The organism is Bacillus sp. EB106-08-02-XG196, from assembly GCF_013396335.1.
Classification (GTDB): Bacteria; Bacillota; Bacilli; order Bacillales; family Cytobacillaceae; genus Neobacillus.
The window spans coordinates 184,641-202,952 of record NZ_JABWSY010000004.1 but is presented as its reverse complement, the minus strand read 5'-3'; the positions used below and the strand labels follow the sequence as shown (position 1 = coordinate 202,952).

Below are 18,312 nucleotides of genomic sequence, written 5' to 3'. Positions count from 1 at the left end.
AGTTTAAAACAATGTAAGAAAAATAATAGTAAATGGGAGATTTATTAATGAATCTTTTAACCTATAAAAAAGCAGCAAATGAATGGACTGAGGCGTTGCCACTAGGAAATGGGAGACTAGGTGCGATGCACTTTGGCGGAGTTGAGACAGACCGTTTTCAATTGAATGAAGACACATTATGGTCAGGGCCGCCGCATAGGAACAGGGGATATAATGACGAAGCATCATTAAAAAAGGTAAGGCAATTACTCGAAGAAGAGAAATATGAAGATGCTATCAGCGAAACAAAGAATATGTTTGGTCCTTATACTCAGAGCTATATGCCGTTAGGGAATCTGACCATTCAATACCTTCATGGTGATGTGTCACGGAACTATGTACGGACATTAGATATTAAAAAAGCGATCTCTTCTGTCAACTATTCAGTTGGAAAAGTAGAATACACACGTGAAGCATTTATTTCTCATCCGCATCAGGTATTAGCTGTCCAATTGACAAGTACTGCTGCAAAACAATTAAATGTGAGCATTTCATTAGATAGTTTATTAAAATATAAAACTTCAAATGCCGCAGAAGAAGTGGCTTTACAAGGGGTTTGCCCTGAACGCTGTGCACCAAACTATTTCAATGAAAATGAACAGCCTATCGTTTACGGTGAGTTTGGTGAAACAAAAGCGATTCATTTCGAGGGGAGACTGGGAGTTGTTGTAGATGACGGGCAAGTAGAATCATCGAATGGAAGATTATCCATTCAAAATGCAACGAAAGCTGTTCTCTATTTTTCAGTTTCTACATCATTTAAGGGTTACAATCAGCAGCCGGGGACCGATTTTGAAGTATTAACTCAGCAAAATGAAGCAATTCTATCAACAGCAATGAGTATTTCTTATGAGCAGTTGAAAGAAAACCATATTCAAGATTATCAAAATCTTTACAACCGTGTTGAATTCTCTTTAGGTTATGAACAAACGGAAGAGACACTAGATACGGATGAAAGAGTTAAAAAATACAATGCTGACGATTTGGCAATGGTAGAACTATTATTTCAATATGGACGGTATTTGATGATTGCTTCCTCAAGAGAGGGAACACAGCCCGCAAATTTACAAGGAATCTGGAATGATGTAACACGTGCGCCATGGTCTTCCAATTATACGTTAAACATCAATACGGAAATGAATTACTGGCCAGTTGAAGTAACGAATTTATCTGAATGTCATCGTCCGCTTTTAAAAGCGATACAAGAACTGGCGGTAACCGGTGAAAAGATGGTAAATAACAGGTACGGTTTAAAGGGGTGGAGCGCCCACCATAATACCGATTTGTGGAGACATGCCGATCCGGTTGGAGACGTGCGCCACGGTGATCCAAGCTGGGCCTTTTGGCCAATGTCAGGACCTTGGTTGTGCCGCCACCTATGGGAGCATTATAGCTACTCTCAGGACAAGGATTTTCTTCTCGAAGAAGCCTTTCCGATTATGAAAGGCGGGGCACAATTTTGTTTGGACTGGCTGGTGGAGGATGAGAATGGTTATTTGATTACATCTCCTTCCACATCACCAGAACATAAATTTTATGCAGAAGATGGTCAAATAGGGTCGGTGACAAAAGGTTCAACAATGGATTTGCAAATTATCTGGGATTTATTTACTAATTGCATCGAAGCAGCAGGCATTCTCGGTATTGAGGATGAATGGATTCAACAAGTAAGTACAGCAAAGGAACGCCTCCATCCTTTACAAATTGGTAAGTATGGTCAATTACAGGAATGGTTAATGGATTATGAAGATGTTGAACCCCATCATCGCCATGTATCCCATTTGTATGGTGTCTATCCAGGAAATCAGATTATCGACGGTCCATTATTAGAAGCTGTCCGGCAAACATTAAATAGAAGAGGGGATGCAGGAACGGGCTGGAGTCTTGGCTGGAAGATGTGTCTTTGGGCACGCCTGAAGGATGGGGAGAGGGTGAATGCACTACTTCATCAGCTTTTTAACATTGTCTCATTCAAAAGGGAAGTTTTTGTTGGAGGAGGATTGTACCCGAACCTGTTAGGAGCTCATCCGCCTTTCCAAATTGATGGGAATTTCAGCTATACTGCAGGGGTTGCAGAGATGATTATTCAATCCCACAAAGGATATGTGGAAATGTTACCGGCGCTTCCTTCAACTTGGTTAAGTGGATCATTAAAGGGCGTTCGTGTTCGAGGCGGCTTTGAGGTAAGCCTTTCATGGGATAAGATGCAGGTAAATCAAATGGAAGTAAGCTGTCACACTGGGAACGTATTTGTTTTAAAGACAAACAACGGTGTTATTGTTCGTGAAGAAGGAAAAGAAGATAAAAAACTAGCTGCTGCTGATGGCTTTATTTCACTTACGATGAGCAAAAACCAAAGGCTTCAGCTATTATTTTAAATGTTCGGATCACAAGAAGATAGAATGGTGTGACAAATATGCGACAAAAGCTCATTGGAAATTTAATAAAAGAATGCAAACAAAAAATCGATGTCACCTATTTTGGAGCGGATCCATCTGGTCAAATTGATAGTACAGAAGCAATTTGGCAAGCATTTGAATATGCGAAAACCATGCAAGGTCAAGTGGTAATCGACTTTCCAACTGGAACCTATCAACTACAGAAAGGTACTTCCCAGAAAAGAGAGTACCATACATCGAATACCGATAGTATTCGATTTCCTGTAAAACACATTGCCTTATTGCTTGAGGATCAAGAACAAGTAATCCTTAATGGCAACGGTTCACTCTTTATGATCCATGGCGACTGTATGGCACTAGCAATCGTCCGATCAAAAGATGTTTATCTGCATAATTTTTCATGGGACTTTGCCGTTCCGACTACAATCGAAATGACCGTAAGTGCTACGGGTGAATGGAATGGTGAGCAGTATACTGACTTCACTATTCCCGATTGTTTTTCCTTTTCGGTAGATGAGAATGCTAGAAATGTCACTTGGTATAGTGAGGTTGATCCTACAAGCGGCCAATATTATTGGACGGACAAAAATCATAAAGGTGCATGGACTGTCGTAGGCTACCACCCTGATAGCAATATGACGAGACGATACTCGCTTGATTCAGGACCCTTTTCAGAAAAAAGAACAAAAATCATCCTCCTTAACGATACAACCGTACGAATTTTCTATGGAGAGAATCGTCCGATTATTCATCAAAAAGATCTTGTTTTTGAATTTTGTTCAACCCCTAGAAGAGAAACGGCGGGTGCCTTTATTTGGGAAAGTACAGATACGGTCATTGAGAAGGTTAACGTTCACTATATGCATGCATTTGGCTGGTTAACCCAAATGTCCCATAATGTTTCCTATTTTGATTGTACCTTCAAAACAAGGGAGGAAACTGGCAGATATACGTCAAGCTACGCTGATCTAATCCATGTTTCCGGTGCCAGCGGCCACATTCACATCGAAGGATGTACATTCAATCACTCACACGATGATCCAATCAATATTCATGGTACCTTTACGCGTGTTGAGGATAAAATAGACGACCGGACAGTAAGGCTTCGTTACGTTCATTCTCAGCAGGGAGGCTTCCCTCAATACTATGTTGGAAATCAAGTTGTCTTTTATCGTCGGGATACATTAACTTCTGCTGATGGTGATGAAAAATGTTACACCGTAACGGCCGTTAAACATCCAGGGGAAGAAGGGAATGACCTTCAATCGATGATTGTTACTTTTGACCAATCCATTCCAAATGAAATTTTACAACAAATCAATGGAGAAGGGATGGTCGTAGCTGAAAACGTAACATACATACCAACGGTTCATATAAAGAACAATCTTTTTGAGACGGTATCGACAAGAGGAGTATTATGTACAACACGTAAGAAGGTAATGATTGAATACAATATTTTTAAGCATATGGCAATGGATGCAATTTTTATATCCAACGATTCTCAAGACTGGTATGAATCTGGGCCTGTTCGTGATGTTACCATCCGGTCGAATACATTTTTTGTAACGAAAGTAGGAAATGCAAATTGGCGGAATGCCGCCATTCGGATTGATCCCGTTACAAAAGGGTACCAATACCCACCTTTTGATCAAGCCATTCATCGAAATATACGAATTGAAGAAAACACTTTCTATATGGAACACGAATCCGTTCTTGTTGCAAATAGTGTCGATCAACTGATCTTTACTAATAATAAAATTAATTGGTATTGTCCTGAGATAAACACACAATATGCCAAAACAGTTCTTGGCGAAGAGGAAAAGGAAGAAATGAAACAACAAACATTTGAATTAACAGCATGTAAAAATGTACTATTCGAAGCAAATATTTTTGGAGTGTCTTACATCCCAACATTATCCTATTCGAAAATGCCGGCTGAGAATATAAAAGAAGATAGAGTCTTTGATCATGGACGTTAAAGAAATTGGGGGAGTAGAATTATGACACAGGTAAGAATTGGTGTAATCGGTACAGGCGGCAGGAGTACGATTGTGGAATACTGGCACAATCCAACAGGAAATTCCGTTGTTGTTGGTGCGGCAGATGTGTCCCTGAAAGCACTTGAGAAATTTAAAAAGGAAATTAATCATGAAGCTTTTGTTACAACAGATTATAAAGAATTGCTTGCAAGAGGGGATATCGATGCGGTTGCGATTTTAACCCCTGATTATCTGCATGAAGAACATGCCACAGCAGCACTTCGAGCAGGAAAACATGTTTATTGTGAAAAACCATTAGCCATTACACCCGAGGCATGCGATAGAATTCTGGATGAGGCAAAAAAATCCGGAAAGCATTTTATGATAGGTTTTAATATGCGCTATATGAGCATGTATCAAACGATGAAAGAAATCATCGATTCAGGTGTCATTGGTGATATAAAAGCGGTATGGGTCAGACATTTTGTTGGGCTTGGCGGATATTTTTATTACCACGATTGGCATGGAACCGCAGCCAATACTACATCCTTGCTGCTTCAAAAGGCATCCCATGATATCGATGTCATTCATTGGCTGACAGGCAGTTATGCCGCAAAGGTGTCCGCTTTCGGCAGTCTGGATTATTATGGGGGAGACAAACCGAATGATTTACATTGTCCGGATTGTGAATTAAAAGATACCTGTCCAGATGCTAGTTTAGAAAGGCTGACTCAATGTGCATTTAGAGAAGAAATTGATGTTGAGGATAATAGCATGATCATTATGGAGTTAGAAGGCGGTATTAAAGCATCCTATATGCAATGTCACTTTACACCAGACTATTCTCGAAATTATACCATCATCGGTACAAAAGGCCGGATTGAAAATGATGATGTAAACGATAAAGTCTATGTGAAAACAAGAAAATCCGGTTCCTGGCATGAAATGAGTGATATTGTCTATGAAATGAAGAAAATGCCTGGTACACATGGCGGAGCAGACCCGCGTATCTGTGAGGACTTTGTTAATTTAGTTTTATTTGATAAGCAGCCATTAACAACGTCATTTGCTGGCCGGATGAGTGTAGCTGTCGGATGTGCGGCAACAGAATCGATTCGCTCTGGAGGAAAAGTTGTCCAAGTCAATCAGGGAAGACATAAAAATACCATTAAAGATGAAGTAGTATCTCAGCTGTAACATACTATTTTATGGTACAATAATAAGAATATTTAATTAAGTTATCTATGTTATGAGGTGGAGGAAATTTTTAGTTTAGATAGCCGCTTGTATCGTATATGCTTGTGGATGTATAACTTTATGTATTTAAACATCCTATTTATTCTAAGCTGCATTCCTATTATTACCATTTTCCCTGCCATTGCAGCTCTTTTTGGGGTTGTAAGAAAGTGGAGAATAACGAAAGAAGCAGAAGTTTTTACTCAGTATAAGGAAATGTTTGTTGAAAATTGGAAGCAAAGTTATTTAGTCGGGATTTTATACACGATAATTGGATTACTTTTAATGGTTGATATTTTATTTTTACAGGAGATGACTATCCCTTACAAAGGATTTATTCATGCAGTAATCCTATTAGTCAGCTTTTTATTTGTTCTATCTTTTTTTAGTATATATCCACTGATGGTTAATATGATCACATCCTTTAAGCACTTGTGTCTTAATAGTCTTAAAGTAGGTTTATACAAAATTCATTTATCGATTTTTTGTATGATTATTATTAGTGCATGGACTATTCTATCATTACGCTTTTCCTTTTTAATATTCTTTTTCTTTTTCAGTGTTTCTGCTTATCTGATATACTGGTTTGCTGATTTAAAGTTTAAACACTTAATGCCACAGAATGAATCGGAAAATAGGTTAAATAATACGCCTTCATAAAAAGACAGATGGGAGCCCATCTGTCTTTTTCTATGAATCTAGTTATTAACTAAATTTATTGACAATTAGTAATTATTTTGTTAATTTTATGTTATCGATAACACTAATTTAACAATTAGGGGGGAGCGGTATCACAATCATTGATTCTCACCAACACTTTTGGAAGCTGGAGCGAGGAGATTACGACTGGCTTACCAAAGATATGGGTATTCTTTATCAAGACTTTCTTCCAGAAGATTTAATACCTTCTTTAGAAAAATTCTCAATCTCAGGAACAGTCCTTGTTCAAGCAGCACCTACATCTGAGGAGACCGATTATCTTTTATCGTTATACGAACACTATGAATGGATATACGGTGTTGTTGGCTGGTTAGATTTATCCTCTTCAACCTTCCCGGAACAGCTAGATGTATTAATGCAACAGCAAGGTATTGTAGGTTTACGCCCGATGTTACAGGATATCAATCAAGATGACTGGATTTTACAGGATCAGGTAATCGAGAATTTGAGGCTGCTTATTCGAAATGACCTGCCTCTTGATTTATTAATTACCGATAGACATATTCCCTCAATTGAAGCATTACTAGAGTTGCTTCCAAACCTGCGTGTAGTCATTGATCATATCGCTAAACCAGATATTTCTAAAGTGGGATTGCATAAGTGGAAAGAAGAAATGAACAAGCTGGCTAAATTTCCTCATGTTTGGTGTAAATTGTCCGGCTTTATGACGCTGGCAGATTCTTGGGAGGCAGCCGATTTTAAACCTTACATTCAGCATGTTGTTCAATCATTTGGTTCGTCACGTATTCTTTTTGGCAGTGATTGGCCGGTTTGTTTATCAGGTGGAAGCTATGAAGAAGCAGTACGGGTTGTATTCGAAAACTTACCAAATTTAGTAAGCGCTTCAGAAAGAGAACAAATTTTTTCTGAAAATGCAAAATCATTTTATAAGTTAAAGGAAAGGTGTGCAATAAATGGGTAATTTAGCACAAGAGCAAGAATTAACAAGTATTGTAATGTCAGAGATTGATAATGTTGCCACCCTTTTGCAGAACATAGAGTCTGGAGAAATCGTACAATATGTGCTTAATGGGCAAAAGGAAGAAGTAACAGCAAAACAAGCCATTCCATTTGGACATAAAATAGCTATTAAATCGATCCAGCCAACTGAACATATCGTTAAGTACGGTCAAGTGATTGGTGCCGCAAGTATTGAGATTACTCCTGGTGAACATGTACATGTTCATAATATTGAAGGAATACGAGGCAGAGGCGATAAGGCGAAAGGGGAGCAAAAATAATGAATATGATAAAAGGTTATCGTCGTCCAAACGGTAAAATGGGGATACGAAATCATTTATTAATCATTCCTACGGTTGTTTGTGCTAACCATGTATCAAATAGAATCCAACAAAGCGTACCTGATTCAGTTGCTATCCCACATCAGCATGGCTGCAGCCAAATTGGCGATGACAAAGAGCGTACACATAAACTGCTTGTTGGAATGGGGAAAAATCCAAATGTAGGTGCAGTTCTGTTAGTAAGCTTAGGTTGTGAAGTCATTGATGCACGTGAACTTAAAAAGGAAATAGAAGAAACAGGAAAACCAGTTGCATGGATTGATATTCAGGATGCAGGGGGTTCCGTTAAAGCGATTCAAAAGGGATCTGATTTGGCTAAGCAATTGTACAAGGAAATTGAAAATATCCCTCAAGTAGATATCTCACTTTCAGAACTAATCCTTGGCGTGAAATGTGGCGGATCTGATGCTACTTCTGGATTATGCAGCAATCCTGCATTAGGAAAAACATCAGACATGCTTATTAATCAGGGTGGCACGATTGTAATGGGAGAAACAACTGAGATTATCGGAGCTGAACACCTTGTGGCTGAATCTGCCATTAATGAAGAAGTAGCTAATAAGGTCTATGCCTATGTTGACAAATTTGAAAAAGAAGTCGAACGTATTGGCGCAGACATGCGAGGGGGCAACCCTAGCCCGGGTAATATTGAGGGAGGATTGTCCACGATTGAAGAAAAATCACTTGGCTGTATAAGTAAAGCAGGTACAAGCCCATTACAAGATGTATTACCATTTGCTGAGGAAATACCTGGTAATGGATATTACTTTATGGATTCTCCAGGCAATGATATCGAGTGCGTTTCAGGTATGGCGGCTGCGGGTGTCCATATGGTCTGTTTTACAACAGGAAGAGGGACTCCAACAGGAAATCCAATTATCCCTGTCATCAAAATAACAGGGAATGAAATCACGGCCCGAAACATGGAAGACAACATGGATGTTGATACCAGTCCTGTTATGAAAGGCAAAGAAACCATTGAAGATGCTGGAAACCGTATTCTTGAAACAGTGATTAAAACAGCGCAGGGAGAACTTACAAAAGCTGAAATTCTAGGTCACCAAGAGTTCAGTATAAGTCGAATCAGTATCAGCCTATAATTAAAGGAGAAATTAAAATATGAGTAAATTAAAGAGTAGAACAGCTCTTGTTACAGGTGGAAGCCGCGGGATAGGAGCAGCCATTGTCAAAAGATTAGCGGAGGAAGGCGCGAATGTCGCAATCAACTATACTTCCCCTCGTTCATTAGAAAAAGCAAACGTTTTAAAAGATAGAATAGAAGAGCAGTTTTCTATTAAAGCGATGGTTGTGAAAGCAAATGTTGGGATTAAAGATGAAGTCGATCAAATGATTGACGAAGTGGAAAAAGAGCTAGGAACTGTGGATATTCTGGTGAACAATGCAGGGATTGCACCATTTGAACCCTTTTTAAGTCTTTCAGAAAAAACATGGGATGAAACGTATCAGACGAACGTGAAATCTATTTTTTTAACAACACAGAGAGTAGCTACTAATATGATCAAAAACAAATATGGGAAAATCATTAATATTACATCAACAGCGAGTGTTCTTGTCACGAGCCCAGTGATTCCTCACTATATATCATCAAAGGCAGCAGCAGGACATTTAACAAAAGCACTTGCGATTGAATTAGGGAAATACAATATTAATGTTAACGCTGTCGGTCCAAGCACGGTTGCAACGGATATGTGCGAAGAATATCTCGACGATCCGCAAATTCTTGCAAAAGAAATTGAAGCCAATCCAATGAAGAGACTAGGGACAGAAAAACAAATTGGCGATGCTGTAGTTTTTTTAGCATCAGAAGAAGCCATGCAAATAAATGGGCATCTATTAATGGTTGATGGCGGATTAACGGTTAAAGCTGCGCAGCCTGAAGATCATATGGATCATGATATGGAGGTAACAGTATGAGATTACTTGATAAAATAGCGGTTATTACTGGCGGTGGCAGCGGAATTGGCAAGGCAACGGCTCAATTATTCGCAAGGGAAGGAGCATTTGTCAACATCACAGATATTCATCGTGAAAATGGGCAAGCAACGGTAACTGAAATAGAAAAACAGGGCGGAAAAGCTGCATTTTTCGAAGTAGATGTAACAACCCCCGAAGCGGTTGAGTCTGCGATCCAGCAGATTATGGAGACATATAAAAGAATAGATATTTTATTCAACAATGCAGGGATTAGTAATGTCGGAAGAGTGGATGAAGTAGAGCCGGATGATTGGGACCGGATTATGAATGTGAATGTGAAGGGAGTTTATCTGCCTTCTAAATACACACTCCCTTATATGATGGAGCAAAAGTCTGGAGTCGTTATTAATATGTCATCATGCGCAGCGGAAATGGGACTGGCAAAGCGGGCTGCCTATTCGGCAACGAAAGGGGCGGTTCTTGCACTGACCAAAGCGATGCAAGTGGACTATGCTCCATATAATATTCGTGTGAACGCCTTGTTACCGGGAACCATATTAACGCCTTTTGTTGAGAATTATTTAAGAACTTCCTACGATGATCCTGAAGCAGCAATCGCAGGGATTAAGAAAAGGCAATTAAGCGGTGAATTAGGAAGACCGGAAGACGTTGCAAAAGCAGCACTCTTTCTTGCTTCCGATGAGTCTTCGTTCATGATGGGATCACCTCTTTATATTGATGGCGGCGTTGTTTTTGGAAAAAATGCATAGGAGATGAATGGTAAATGAAATTAGCTACTTTTATAAAAAATGAAAATGAAAGATTAGCAGTGAAATTGGGCAATCAATTAATCGATATCGAAGAAACGGCAAAGAAAGCGGAGTGGGCTGAAGTAATCACTGATGTCATGCAGGTCATTCAATTCCAACCATCACAATTACAAGAATTAGAGAAAAAAGTTAATGAGGCAGTGTCAAATGGCAATGCGGTTGTATTAAATGAGGAAGATCTTGAATGGGGTCCATGTGTTACACGTCCGCATAAAATTATTTGTGTCGGTTTAAATTATCGAAAACATGCGGATGAAACAAACGCACCCTATCCAGAAGTGCCGATTTTGTTTAATAAGTTTGATAATACGTTAACTGGTCATCATAGTGAAATTGCCATTCCAGCTGTAACAAATGAACTAGACTATGAGGTGGAATTAGGAATCGTAATCGGTGAAAAGACAAAAAATGTTTCGAAAGAAGAGGCACTTTCTCATGTGTTTGGTTATTGTACTGTGAATGATTTATCAGCAAGAGATCTTCAAATGAGAACCCATCAATGGCTACTTGGTAAAACCTGTGACGATTTTAGTCCGGCGGGCCCTTACCTGGTGACAGCGGATGAAGTAGGAGATCCAAACAACCTTAGTCTGAAAACATATGTTAATGATGAATTAAGACAAGACTCCAACACTTCTGACATGATCTTTTCATGCGCAGAGATTGTCAGCTATATTTCTCAGCACATGACGCTTGTTCCTGGTGATCTTATTTTAACGGGTACACCTGAGGGAGTCGTATTTGGTCTCCCTGCTGATCAACGTGTCTATATTCAGCCAGGCGATGTGATCACGGTTGAAATTGAAAAGTTAGGAAAGCTAACGAATAAATTTGTGGAAGAAAAGGCATTGACCTATGCTTAAAGGAATTCCCCCCATTATTTCACCAGAACTGATAAAAGTTTTGATGGAGATGGGGCACGGGGATGAAATTGTACTTGCAGACGGAAATTTTCCGGTTGCAAGTCATTCCAGCCGTTTGATTAATGGTCATGGACATCGAGTTGAAGCGTTCTTGAACGCCATATTAGAACTTTTTCCACTCGATACATACGTTCCATTTCCGGTAGTGCTGATGGATACAGTTGAAGGCGATGAAAAAAATCCAGCAATTTGGAAGGATTACGAAGAAATCCTAAACAAAAAGAGCGATTTTTATGTCCAAATTGAAAAGCTTGAAAGAATGGATTTTTATGAACGAAGTAAGTCGGCCTATGCCATTATTGCTACGAGTGAACGAGCTCTGTATGCGAACATTATTTTGAAAAAAGGCGTGCTTTAGTTGAGAGTGTGATAGAATTGACCATAAAAAATTATGGAGTCCGAGAGAATAAAAAGGCCCCAATCCAAATAATATGGATTGGGGTTTTTTTGATAAATCAAAAGCTGTGATTAGTTTCGGTTTAAGGTAGCAAAGAAAATGAAAGTAATAGGGTCCAAGCAACTCAGCAGACATCGAAATGATTCTTGGTGTTGGTTTTCATTGACAGATAAAAGCTACTTATCAAGTGGTAGAAGGTATTTTGTTAAAATTCGTTTTGATTAGATGAGTTCATTCCTATATTCTACTGTGCAGGAAAATAGTTGTTGGGTTGACTACACAAGTGTTGGTGATATAATTTAGCTTAATAAATGAATGTTAGTATGGTTTGGAGGCACGATTGAATAATGGAACCGTTGCAGCATGAAAGTTTAATCCCGTTATATCACCAATTAATGGAGAGATTGAAGAGTTCGGTTGAAAAAGGGCATTGGGTACCTGGTGATAAAATCCCGTCGGAAAATCAGTTAATGGACCAATTTGGCGTAAGCCGCAACACGGCAAAAAAGGCAATTGAGGAGCTCGTACAGGTCGGAATCCTTTACCGTATCCAAGGAAAGGGTACCTTTGTGGCAAAACCGAAATTGCAGCAGTCATTGATGGGATTCTATAGTTTTAGCAAAGTCCTAAAAGAAAAAGGATTGAATCCTAAGGATATCATTCTAAAAATAGAAGAAGTCAAACCGAATGCCAAAATCAGAGAAGCACTCCAGCTTGGAGAAAATGAGCATGTGATTGAAATGAAACGACTTAGATGTGCCAATAATGAACCGTATATTTTGGAATCATCGTTCATTCCGAAACATGTAGTTTCCAATAAGGAGCAGCTTAAAAAGGTGGGCGAGATATCTTTATATGATCTCTTTGCACAACAATTTAATACGGTAGTGACGAAAGCAAAAGAGGCATTTGAACCCGTTCTCATTCGTGCTGACGAAAGTGAATATCTTCAAACAGAAGAAGGCCGTCCGGCACTGCTGCTGGAACGAACGGCCTTTGATGCGAACGGTATGCCTGTTGAATTTTGTATATCCGTTGTCCGAGGCGACCGGTGCCGCTTTTATACAGAATTAACATAATCGAGGATCACTTATTCCTTATGTTGGGTTGACCCAACAAGTCAAATGATGTAATATTATATTTAAGATTGAAAGTTTCGTTTTGAAAAAATTAGATATGCTCTTATTACGATTCTGAAAGAATTTAGAAAAACTCATAGTCTATTGTCTATGAGTTTTTCTAAAACCTAACTTGTACCAACAACCCACCAATAGGTGAACTTCTGATTATTTTGGATATTTTTTTTATTGAGGTGAAGAGAGATGAAAAAGTCCATCGGTATTGATATCGGCGGAACAAAGATTGCAGTGGGAATCATAACGGAATCGGGAGAATTGCTTCACCGTACCGAAGTAAAAAGTGATCCTTCTGACCGTGAAAACATGTTTACACAAGTAGTAATAGCGGTGGAACAAGTTCTTGAAGGGGCATCAATTTCGGAGATTGAAGGTATCGGTGTCGGGGTACCTGGGAAAGTCGACCGAGAAAACGGCATCGCCGTTTATCAAAACAATTTGCCTTGGCAGCAGTTTCCGATTGCCGCCCGGTTACAGGAACAATTTGGTGCCAAGACCATCACCATTGACAATGATGTTTGTATGGCGGCTTTTGCTGAGTGGAAGACGGCCAAGGGAAAAACCAATGAGACCTTTGTCTACGTGACAATCAGTACAGGAATCGCCTGTTCGATCATCCATCATGGATCCTTTTTTAGAGGAGCTGGTTTTGCTGGGGAATTGGGGCTGATTCCGGTTCTTTCGAAGGAAGGCAATGAAAGGTTAGAAATACTCGCTGCCGGCCCAGGAATCGAGAAAATAGCCGGGATTCCAACCAAGGATGTCTTTACTGGATATTTAAACGGTTCACAGGAATTTCTGTCCATTATCAATGAAGTAACAGGTCATTTAGCCCAAGGGCTCTATTCCATTTCTAGTTTAATCGATCCGCATAAAATGGTTTTCGGCGGCAGTGTCATTGTAAATAACCCTTTCATGCTTGAATTAATCAAAGAAAAACTAAAAATCTATCAACTTCCTGAACAACAGCATCTGTTAGAGCAAATGAGCATTAGTACATTGGCGCAAAATAATGGCGTTGTTGGTGCGGGATTGCGCGCGTTTGAAGAAATCTAAGGAGGAATGGTCGGATGTTTACATTAAGTCAAGAAAAATTAGTGCCATTGGGTGCATCGATCACAACAGCAGAAATAAAACAGCAGCCTGATTTATGGGCAGAAGCCTTTTCTTTGTATTTGAAGAAAAGCAGCGAGATTGAAGAGTTTTTACTGAAAGTATCAACCAAACACGGCCGGGTTCGAGTTATTTTTACAGGTGCTGGAACGTCTGCCTATGTTGGTGATACCGTCACACCATACCTTAAAGAAAAAGTTGATGAAAAACAGTGGGAATTGTTAAGTATTCCTACAACCACTTTAGTATCCAATCCCTATCAATTTTTAAAAGCAGATTTTCCAACCGTACTCGTTTCATTTGCGAGAAGCGGTAACAGTCCGGAAAGTGTTGCAGCTGTACAATTAGCGGAGCAAATTGTAACTGATTTATATCAGGTAACAATTACTTGTGCGAAAGAGGGTCAATTAGCCAAGCGGGCAGCAGGGGATGAAAATAATTTATTGCTATTAATGCCTGAAAAATCCAATGATCAAGGATTTGCGATGACGGGAAGTTATACGTGCATGTCGCTAACGGCTTTACTTGTTTTTGATTCTTTATCCATTGAAGAAAAATCGACGATTGTAAAAACGATTCAACAAATGGGTGAAAGTGTGATCGATAGGGAAGACGTGATTCAAGCGATGATCAATCATGATTTTGATCGAATTATTTACTTGGGATCTGGAAGTTTAGAAGGGTTAGCGAGAGAAGCACAGTTAAAAATATTAGAGCTGACTGCAGGTAAAGTTGTCACAGCCTTTGATTCACCGTTAGGATTCCGGCATGGTCCTAAATCCTTTGTGAACGAAAAATCATTAGTTTTTGTGTTTGTTTCCAACCAACCTTATACACGTCAATACGATTTAGATATGTTAAAAGAAATGCAGCAAGATAACACTGCCAGCATTATTTGTTCAATCCAGGTTGATGGCAATACCAATTATGATGGGAACAGGTTTGGATTTGGCAGCGAGGCCAACTTCGTGCCGGATGCTTACTTAGCCTTGCCTTTTGTCATGATTGGTCAGACAGTTTCCTTGCTTGCTTCGGTAAAAGTAGGCAACACACCAGATACACCTTCACCGACAGGAACGGTGAACCGTGTTGTTAAAGGCGTAACCATCTATGAATTTAAATAGGGGAAGAAGCATGTCCAAGTTTATCTTTGCAGATAAGTTTTTCCTTGATGGAAAGGTTGAAGGTCCTGGATTTTTGGAAATAAGAGATGGGAAATTCGGTGACTTTTCTGGAAACAGACCAGTGGAAGCGGAAGAAATTATTGATTACGCAGGGCATTGGATCGCTCCTGGTTTAGTAGATACACATATTCATGGCTTTAGAAATCATGACATTATGGATAATGATTTTGAAGGATTGAATCAGATTTCTGAAGGTCTTCTATCCTGCGGGGTTACTTCGTTTTTGCCGACAACCTTAACTTCTTCGTCAGAGTCCTTGAATAATGTAGTTGAAATGATTGGTGCCAATTATAAGAAAGTGCAAGGTGCAAAAATTAAAGGGATTTTTTTAGAAGGACCATTTTTTACAGAAAAGCATAAAGGGGCCCAAAACACGAAATACTTTTGTGACCCATCCGTGGATCTTTTGAAAGTCTGGCAGAAATTATCCAATGATTTTATCAAAAAAATTGCCATTGCCCCTGAACGAAAAGGAGCAGCGGAATTTATTGAATATGCAGTGCAAGAAGAGATTGCAGTGGCATTAGCCCACAGTGACGCCACTTACGAAGAAGCAAAGCAGGCGGTTGAAAAAGGAGCTTCGATTTTTGTTCATACCTTCAATGGAATGAGTCCGATGCATCATCGGGAGCCGGGGATGGTCGGGGCAGCGATGAATTTAAAAGATGTTTTTGCCGAAATCATTTGTGACGGACATCATGTTCATCCTAGTGCCGCTAACATTTTAATGAATGCCCGCGGCAGAGATCAAACCGTTTTGGTGACAGATTGTATGATGGCTGGAGGTATGCCGGAAGGGAACTATCAACTCGGAGAATTCCCTGTCGAGGTGAAAACAGGCGCGGCCCGGATTGAAGGCGGCAGTTTAGCAGGCAGTATATTGCAGCTGAAAGATGCTGTCAAAAATGTCGTCGATTGGGGGATTGCGACACCAGAAGAAGCAATCTATATGGCGAGTACGGCTCCTGCTAAGAGTATTGGGCTGGATGTGGAATGCGGGAAAATTGCAAAGGGGTACGCTGCTGACTTTATTGTATTGAATCCTGAACTGGATTTACTTGCGACTTACCTTGATGGTGGTTGTCGTTACCATTTACAGAAAGAGGGAGTGCAATGATTTTAGCTGTCACGATGAATCCATCCGTTGATATTGCCTATCCGATAGATAATTTCAAGTTAGATGCGGTAAACCGTGTGGAAAATGTTCGGAAAACAGCTGGCGGAAAAGGTTTAAATGTTGCCCGGGTGATTGCACAAATGGAAGAAAAAGTCCTTGCAACCGGTGTAATTGGCGGAACGATCGGTGATTACATCGTTCAGGAATTAAATAAAAGTCACATTCTGAATGACTTTTTGAGAATCGAAAAAGAGTCGAGAAATTGCATTGCTATTCTTCATCAAGGCAGGCAAACGGAAATATTAGAATCTGGACCAACCTTAACGAATGAAGAAGGGATAGCTTTTTTAGGGAAATTTGAAGAGCTATTGGCAAAAGTTTCTTTGGTAACCATTTCAGGAAGTTTACCTAAGGGTCTGCCAGTGGATTTTTACCAGCAAATGTTAGCGATTTGCCATCGGAGGCAAATTCCAGTTGTATTGGATTCATCAGGAGAACCGTTAAAAGCAGCCTTGTTACATAAAGTAAAACCATTGGCAATTAAGCCGAATCTGACGGAATTGTCTCAGCTGCTTGGCGTGGAAGTAGATAGCAGGGTAAGCAGTTTAAAACGAGCTTTAGATCATGAATGGTTTAAAGGGATTGAATGGATTGTTGTTTCGATGGGCGGGGAAGGGGCCTTTGTAAGGCATGGTGCAGATGATTACCGGGTAACCCTCCCAAAAATAGACGTAGTGAATCCGGTTGGTTCCGGAGATTCTGTGGTTGCTGGGTTAGCTGTGGCACTGAATCAAAACCAATCGGTAGAAACTGTGTTGAAAACGGCTATGACCACGGGGATGCTCAATACCATGGATGACGCTACGGGATACATTAACATGGCAAAATTCGGACAGTATTTTGATTTGGTAAAAATAGATTGATAGGAGGAATATCGATGCTAGAATTAACAAAAAACAAATTGGACGCTTTAAAGCGTTTATCTGATGAAAATGGTATTATTGGGGCTTTAGCAATTGATCAACGCGGTTCGTTGAAAAAAATGATTGCCTCAGGAAGTACGAAACCAGTTGGAGATGAAGGTATTATCCGCTTTAAAGAATTGGTTTCAGAAGAATTAACACCTTATTCAACTGCGATTCTATTAGATCCAGAATATGGACTGCCAGCGGCTAAAGTCCGCAGCAAAGACTCCGGTTTATTGGTCGCCTATGAAAAGACCGGATACGATGCAACAGCTGTGGGCCGCCTGCCTGATTTACTGCCAGAATGGTCAGTGAAACGGTTGAAAGAAGCAGGTGCCGATGCCGTAAAATTTTTATTGTACTATGATGTCGATGAAGATGAGAAAATCAATGACTATAAACATGTATATATGGAACGGGTAGGTTCCGAGTGTGCTGCCGAGGATATTCCGTTTTTCTTGGAAATCGTCTCTTATGATGCCAATATTGATGATGTAAAAAGTAAAGAGTATGCAAAAGTGAAGCCGCATAAAGTGATTGAAGCCATGAGGGAGTTTTCCAAGCCACAATATCAAGTTGATGTGCTGAAAGTAGAAGTTCCCGTGGATATGAATTTTGTTGAAGGGTATACAGAAGGTGAAACCGTATATAGTCAGGCAGAAGCCGCTGCGTATTTCAAAGAGCAAAGTGAGTCCACACAGCTTCCGTTTATCTTTTTAAGTGCAGGAGTAAGCGCTGCGCTATTCCAAGAGACTTTGAAATTTGCAAAAGACTCCGGTTCTAGCTTTAATGGTGTGTTATGCGGCCGTGCCACCTGGAAAGACGGGGTTGCCCCATTTGCTTCAGGTGGTGAGGAAGCCAGCCGTGAATGGTTGCAAATCCTGGGCAAAAAAAATATCGAAGAACTAAATGTTGTTTTGAAAGAGTCCGCCAGCTCTTGGTTCGATAAGGTTAAAAATAATAGCTTCGCAGCCTATTAAGTTAGTGGCTATTTTTAAAATAGGTAGTGATATGGATAAAAAAAGCCATCTATGTTAG

General features: G+C 39.8%; 17 protein-coding genes. All 17 read left to right on the top strand.

Annotated features, from left to right (window positions below; translation table 11 throughout):
• Positions 1-47 precede the first annotated feature (47 nt).
• A complete protein-coding gene (locus MLOOGBEN_RS08410; RefSeq protein ID WP_179157805.1) occupies positions 48-2,417 on the top strand; it encodes a glycoside hydrolase family 95 protein in 2,370 nt (789 codons plus the stop codon).
• Between the two features lie 38 nt (positions 2,418-2,455).
• Positions 2,456-4,417 carry a hypothetical protein gene (locus tag MLOOGBEN_RS08405; protein ID WP_179157804.1) on the top strand — a complete coding sequence of 654 codons (1,962 nt, stop codon included), beginning with the start codon at positions 2,456-2,458 and terminating at the stop codon, positions 4,415-4,417.
• A gap of 21 nt (positions 4,418-4,438) precedes the next feature.
• On the top strand, positions 4,439-5,614 hold the full coding sequence (locus MLOOGBEN_RS08400) for a Gfo/Idh/MocA family protein (RefSeq protein ID WP_179157803.1): 1,176 nt from the start codon (positions 4,439-4,441) through the stop codon (positions 5,612-5,614).
• Between the two features lie 120 nt (positions 5,615-5,734).
• Positions 5,735-6,313: a YesL family protein gene (locus tag MLOOGBEN_RS08395; RefSeq protein ID WP_179157802.1), complete on the top strand. Its 579-nt coding sequence runs from the start codon at positions 5,735-5,737 to the stop codon at positions 6,311-6,313.
• Positions 6,314-6,443: 130 nt separating this feature from the next.
• Positions 6,444-7,295 (top strand): amidohydrolase family protein, encoded by an 852-nt coding sequence (locus MLOOGBEN_RS08390; protein ID WP_179157895.1) that lies wholly within the window; start codon positions 6,444-6,446, stop codon positions 7,293-7,295.
• On the top strand, positions 7,288-7,614 hold the full coding sequence (locus MLOOGBEN_RS08385; RefSeq protein WP_179157801.1) for a UxaA family hydrolase: 327 nt from the start codon (positions 7,288-7,290) through the stop codon (positions 7,612-7,614). Before MLOOGBEN_RS08390 ends, MLOOGBEN_RS08385 begins: the two co-directional genes overlap by 8 nt.
• Positions 7,614-8,774 carry a UxaA family hydrolase gene (locus MLOOGBEN_RS08380; protein WP_179157800.1) on the top strand — a complete coding sequence of 387 codons (1,161 nt, stop codon included), beginning with the start codon at positions 7,614-7,616 and terminating at the stop codon, positions 8,772-8,774. The genes MLOOGBEN_RS08385 and MLOOGBEN_RS08380 overlap by 1 nt, the downstream gene beginning before the upstream one ends.
• Before the next feature lie 19 nt (positions 8,775-8,793).
• The gene (locus MLOOGBEN_RS08375; RefSeq protein WP_179157799.1) at positions 8,794-9,609 is read left to right on the top strand and encodes an SDR family NAD(P)-dependent oxidoreductase; all 816 of its coding nucleotides are present in this window, start codon (positions 8,794-8,796) and stop codon (positions 9,607-9,609) included.
• Positions 9,606-10,379, top strand: a complete 774-nt coding sequence (locus tag MLOOGBEN_RS08370) for an SDR family NAD(P)-dependent oxidoreductase (RefSeq protein WP_179157798.1) — start codon at positions 9,606-9,608, stop codon at positions 10,377-10,379. Before MLOOGBEN_RS08375 ends, MLOOGBEN_RS08370 begins: the two co-directional genes overlap by 4 nt.
• 14 nt (positions 10,380-10,393) lie before the next feature.
• Positions 10,394-11,302: a fumarylacetoacetate hydrolase family protein gene (locus MLOOGBEN_RS08365; protein ID WP_179157797.1), complete on the top strand. Its 909-nt coding sequence runs from the start codon at positions 10,394-10,396 to the stop codon at positions 11,300-11,302.
• A complete protein-coding gene (fucU, locus tag MLOOGBEN_RS08360; protein WP_179157796.1) occupies positions 11,295-11,720 on the top strand; it encodes an L-fucose mutarotase in 426 nt (141 codons plus the stop codon). Before MLOOGBEN_RS08365 ends, fucU begins: the two co-directional genes overlap by 8 nt.
• Positions 11,721-12,106: 386 nt before the next feature.
• On the top strand, positions 12,107-12,838 hold the full coding sequence (locus MLOOGBEN_RS08355) for a GntR family transcriptional regulator (protein WP_179157795.1): 732 nt from the start codon (positions 12,107-12,109) through the stop codon (positions 12,836-12,838).
• A gap of 243 nt (positions 12,839-13,081) precedes the next feature.
• Complete coding sequence (locus tag MLOOGBEN_RS08350) at positions 13,082-13,951, top strand: ROK family protein (RefSeq protein ID WP_179157794.1); 870 nt, start codon at positions 13,082-13,084, stop codon at positions 13,949-13,951.
• A gap of 14 nt (positions 13,952-13,965) precedes the next feature.
• Positions 13,966-15,132: an SIS domain-containing protein gene (locus MLOOGBEN_RS08345; RefSeq protein ID WP_179157793.1), complete on the top strand. Its 1,167-nt coding sequence runs from the start codon at positions 13,966-13,968 to the stop codon at positions 15,130-15,132.
• Positions 15,133-15,142: 10 nt separating this feature from the next.
• Positions 15,143-16,309 (top strand): N-acetylglucosamine-6-phosphate deacetylase, encoded by a 1,167-nt coding sequence (nagA, locus tag MLOOGBEN_RS08340; RefSeq protein WP_179157792.1) that lies wholly within the window; start codon positions 15,143-15,145, stop codon positions 16,307-16,309.
• On the top strand, positions 16,306-17,232 hold the full coding sequence (gene lacC, locus MLOOGBEN_RS08335) for a tagatose-6-phosphate kinase (protein WP_179157791.1): 927 nt from the start codon (positions 16,306-16,308) through the stop codon (positions 17,230-17,232). The genes nagA and lacC overlap by 4 nt, the downstream gene beginning before the upstream one ends.
• A gap of 14 nt (positions 17,233-17,246) precedes the next feature.
• A complete protein-coding gene (lacD, locus tag MLOOGBEN_RS08330) occupies positions 17,247-18,254 on the top strand; it encodes a tagatose-bisphosphate aldolase (RefSeq protein ID WP_179157790.1) in 1,008 nt (335 codons plus the stop codon).
• Positions 18,255-18,312: the final 58 nt, after the last annotated feature.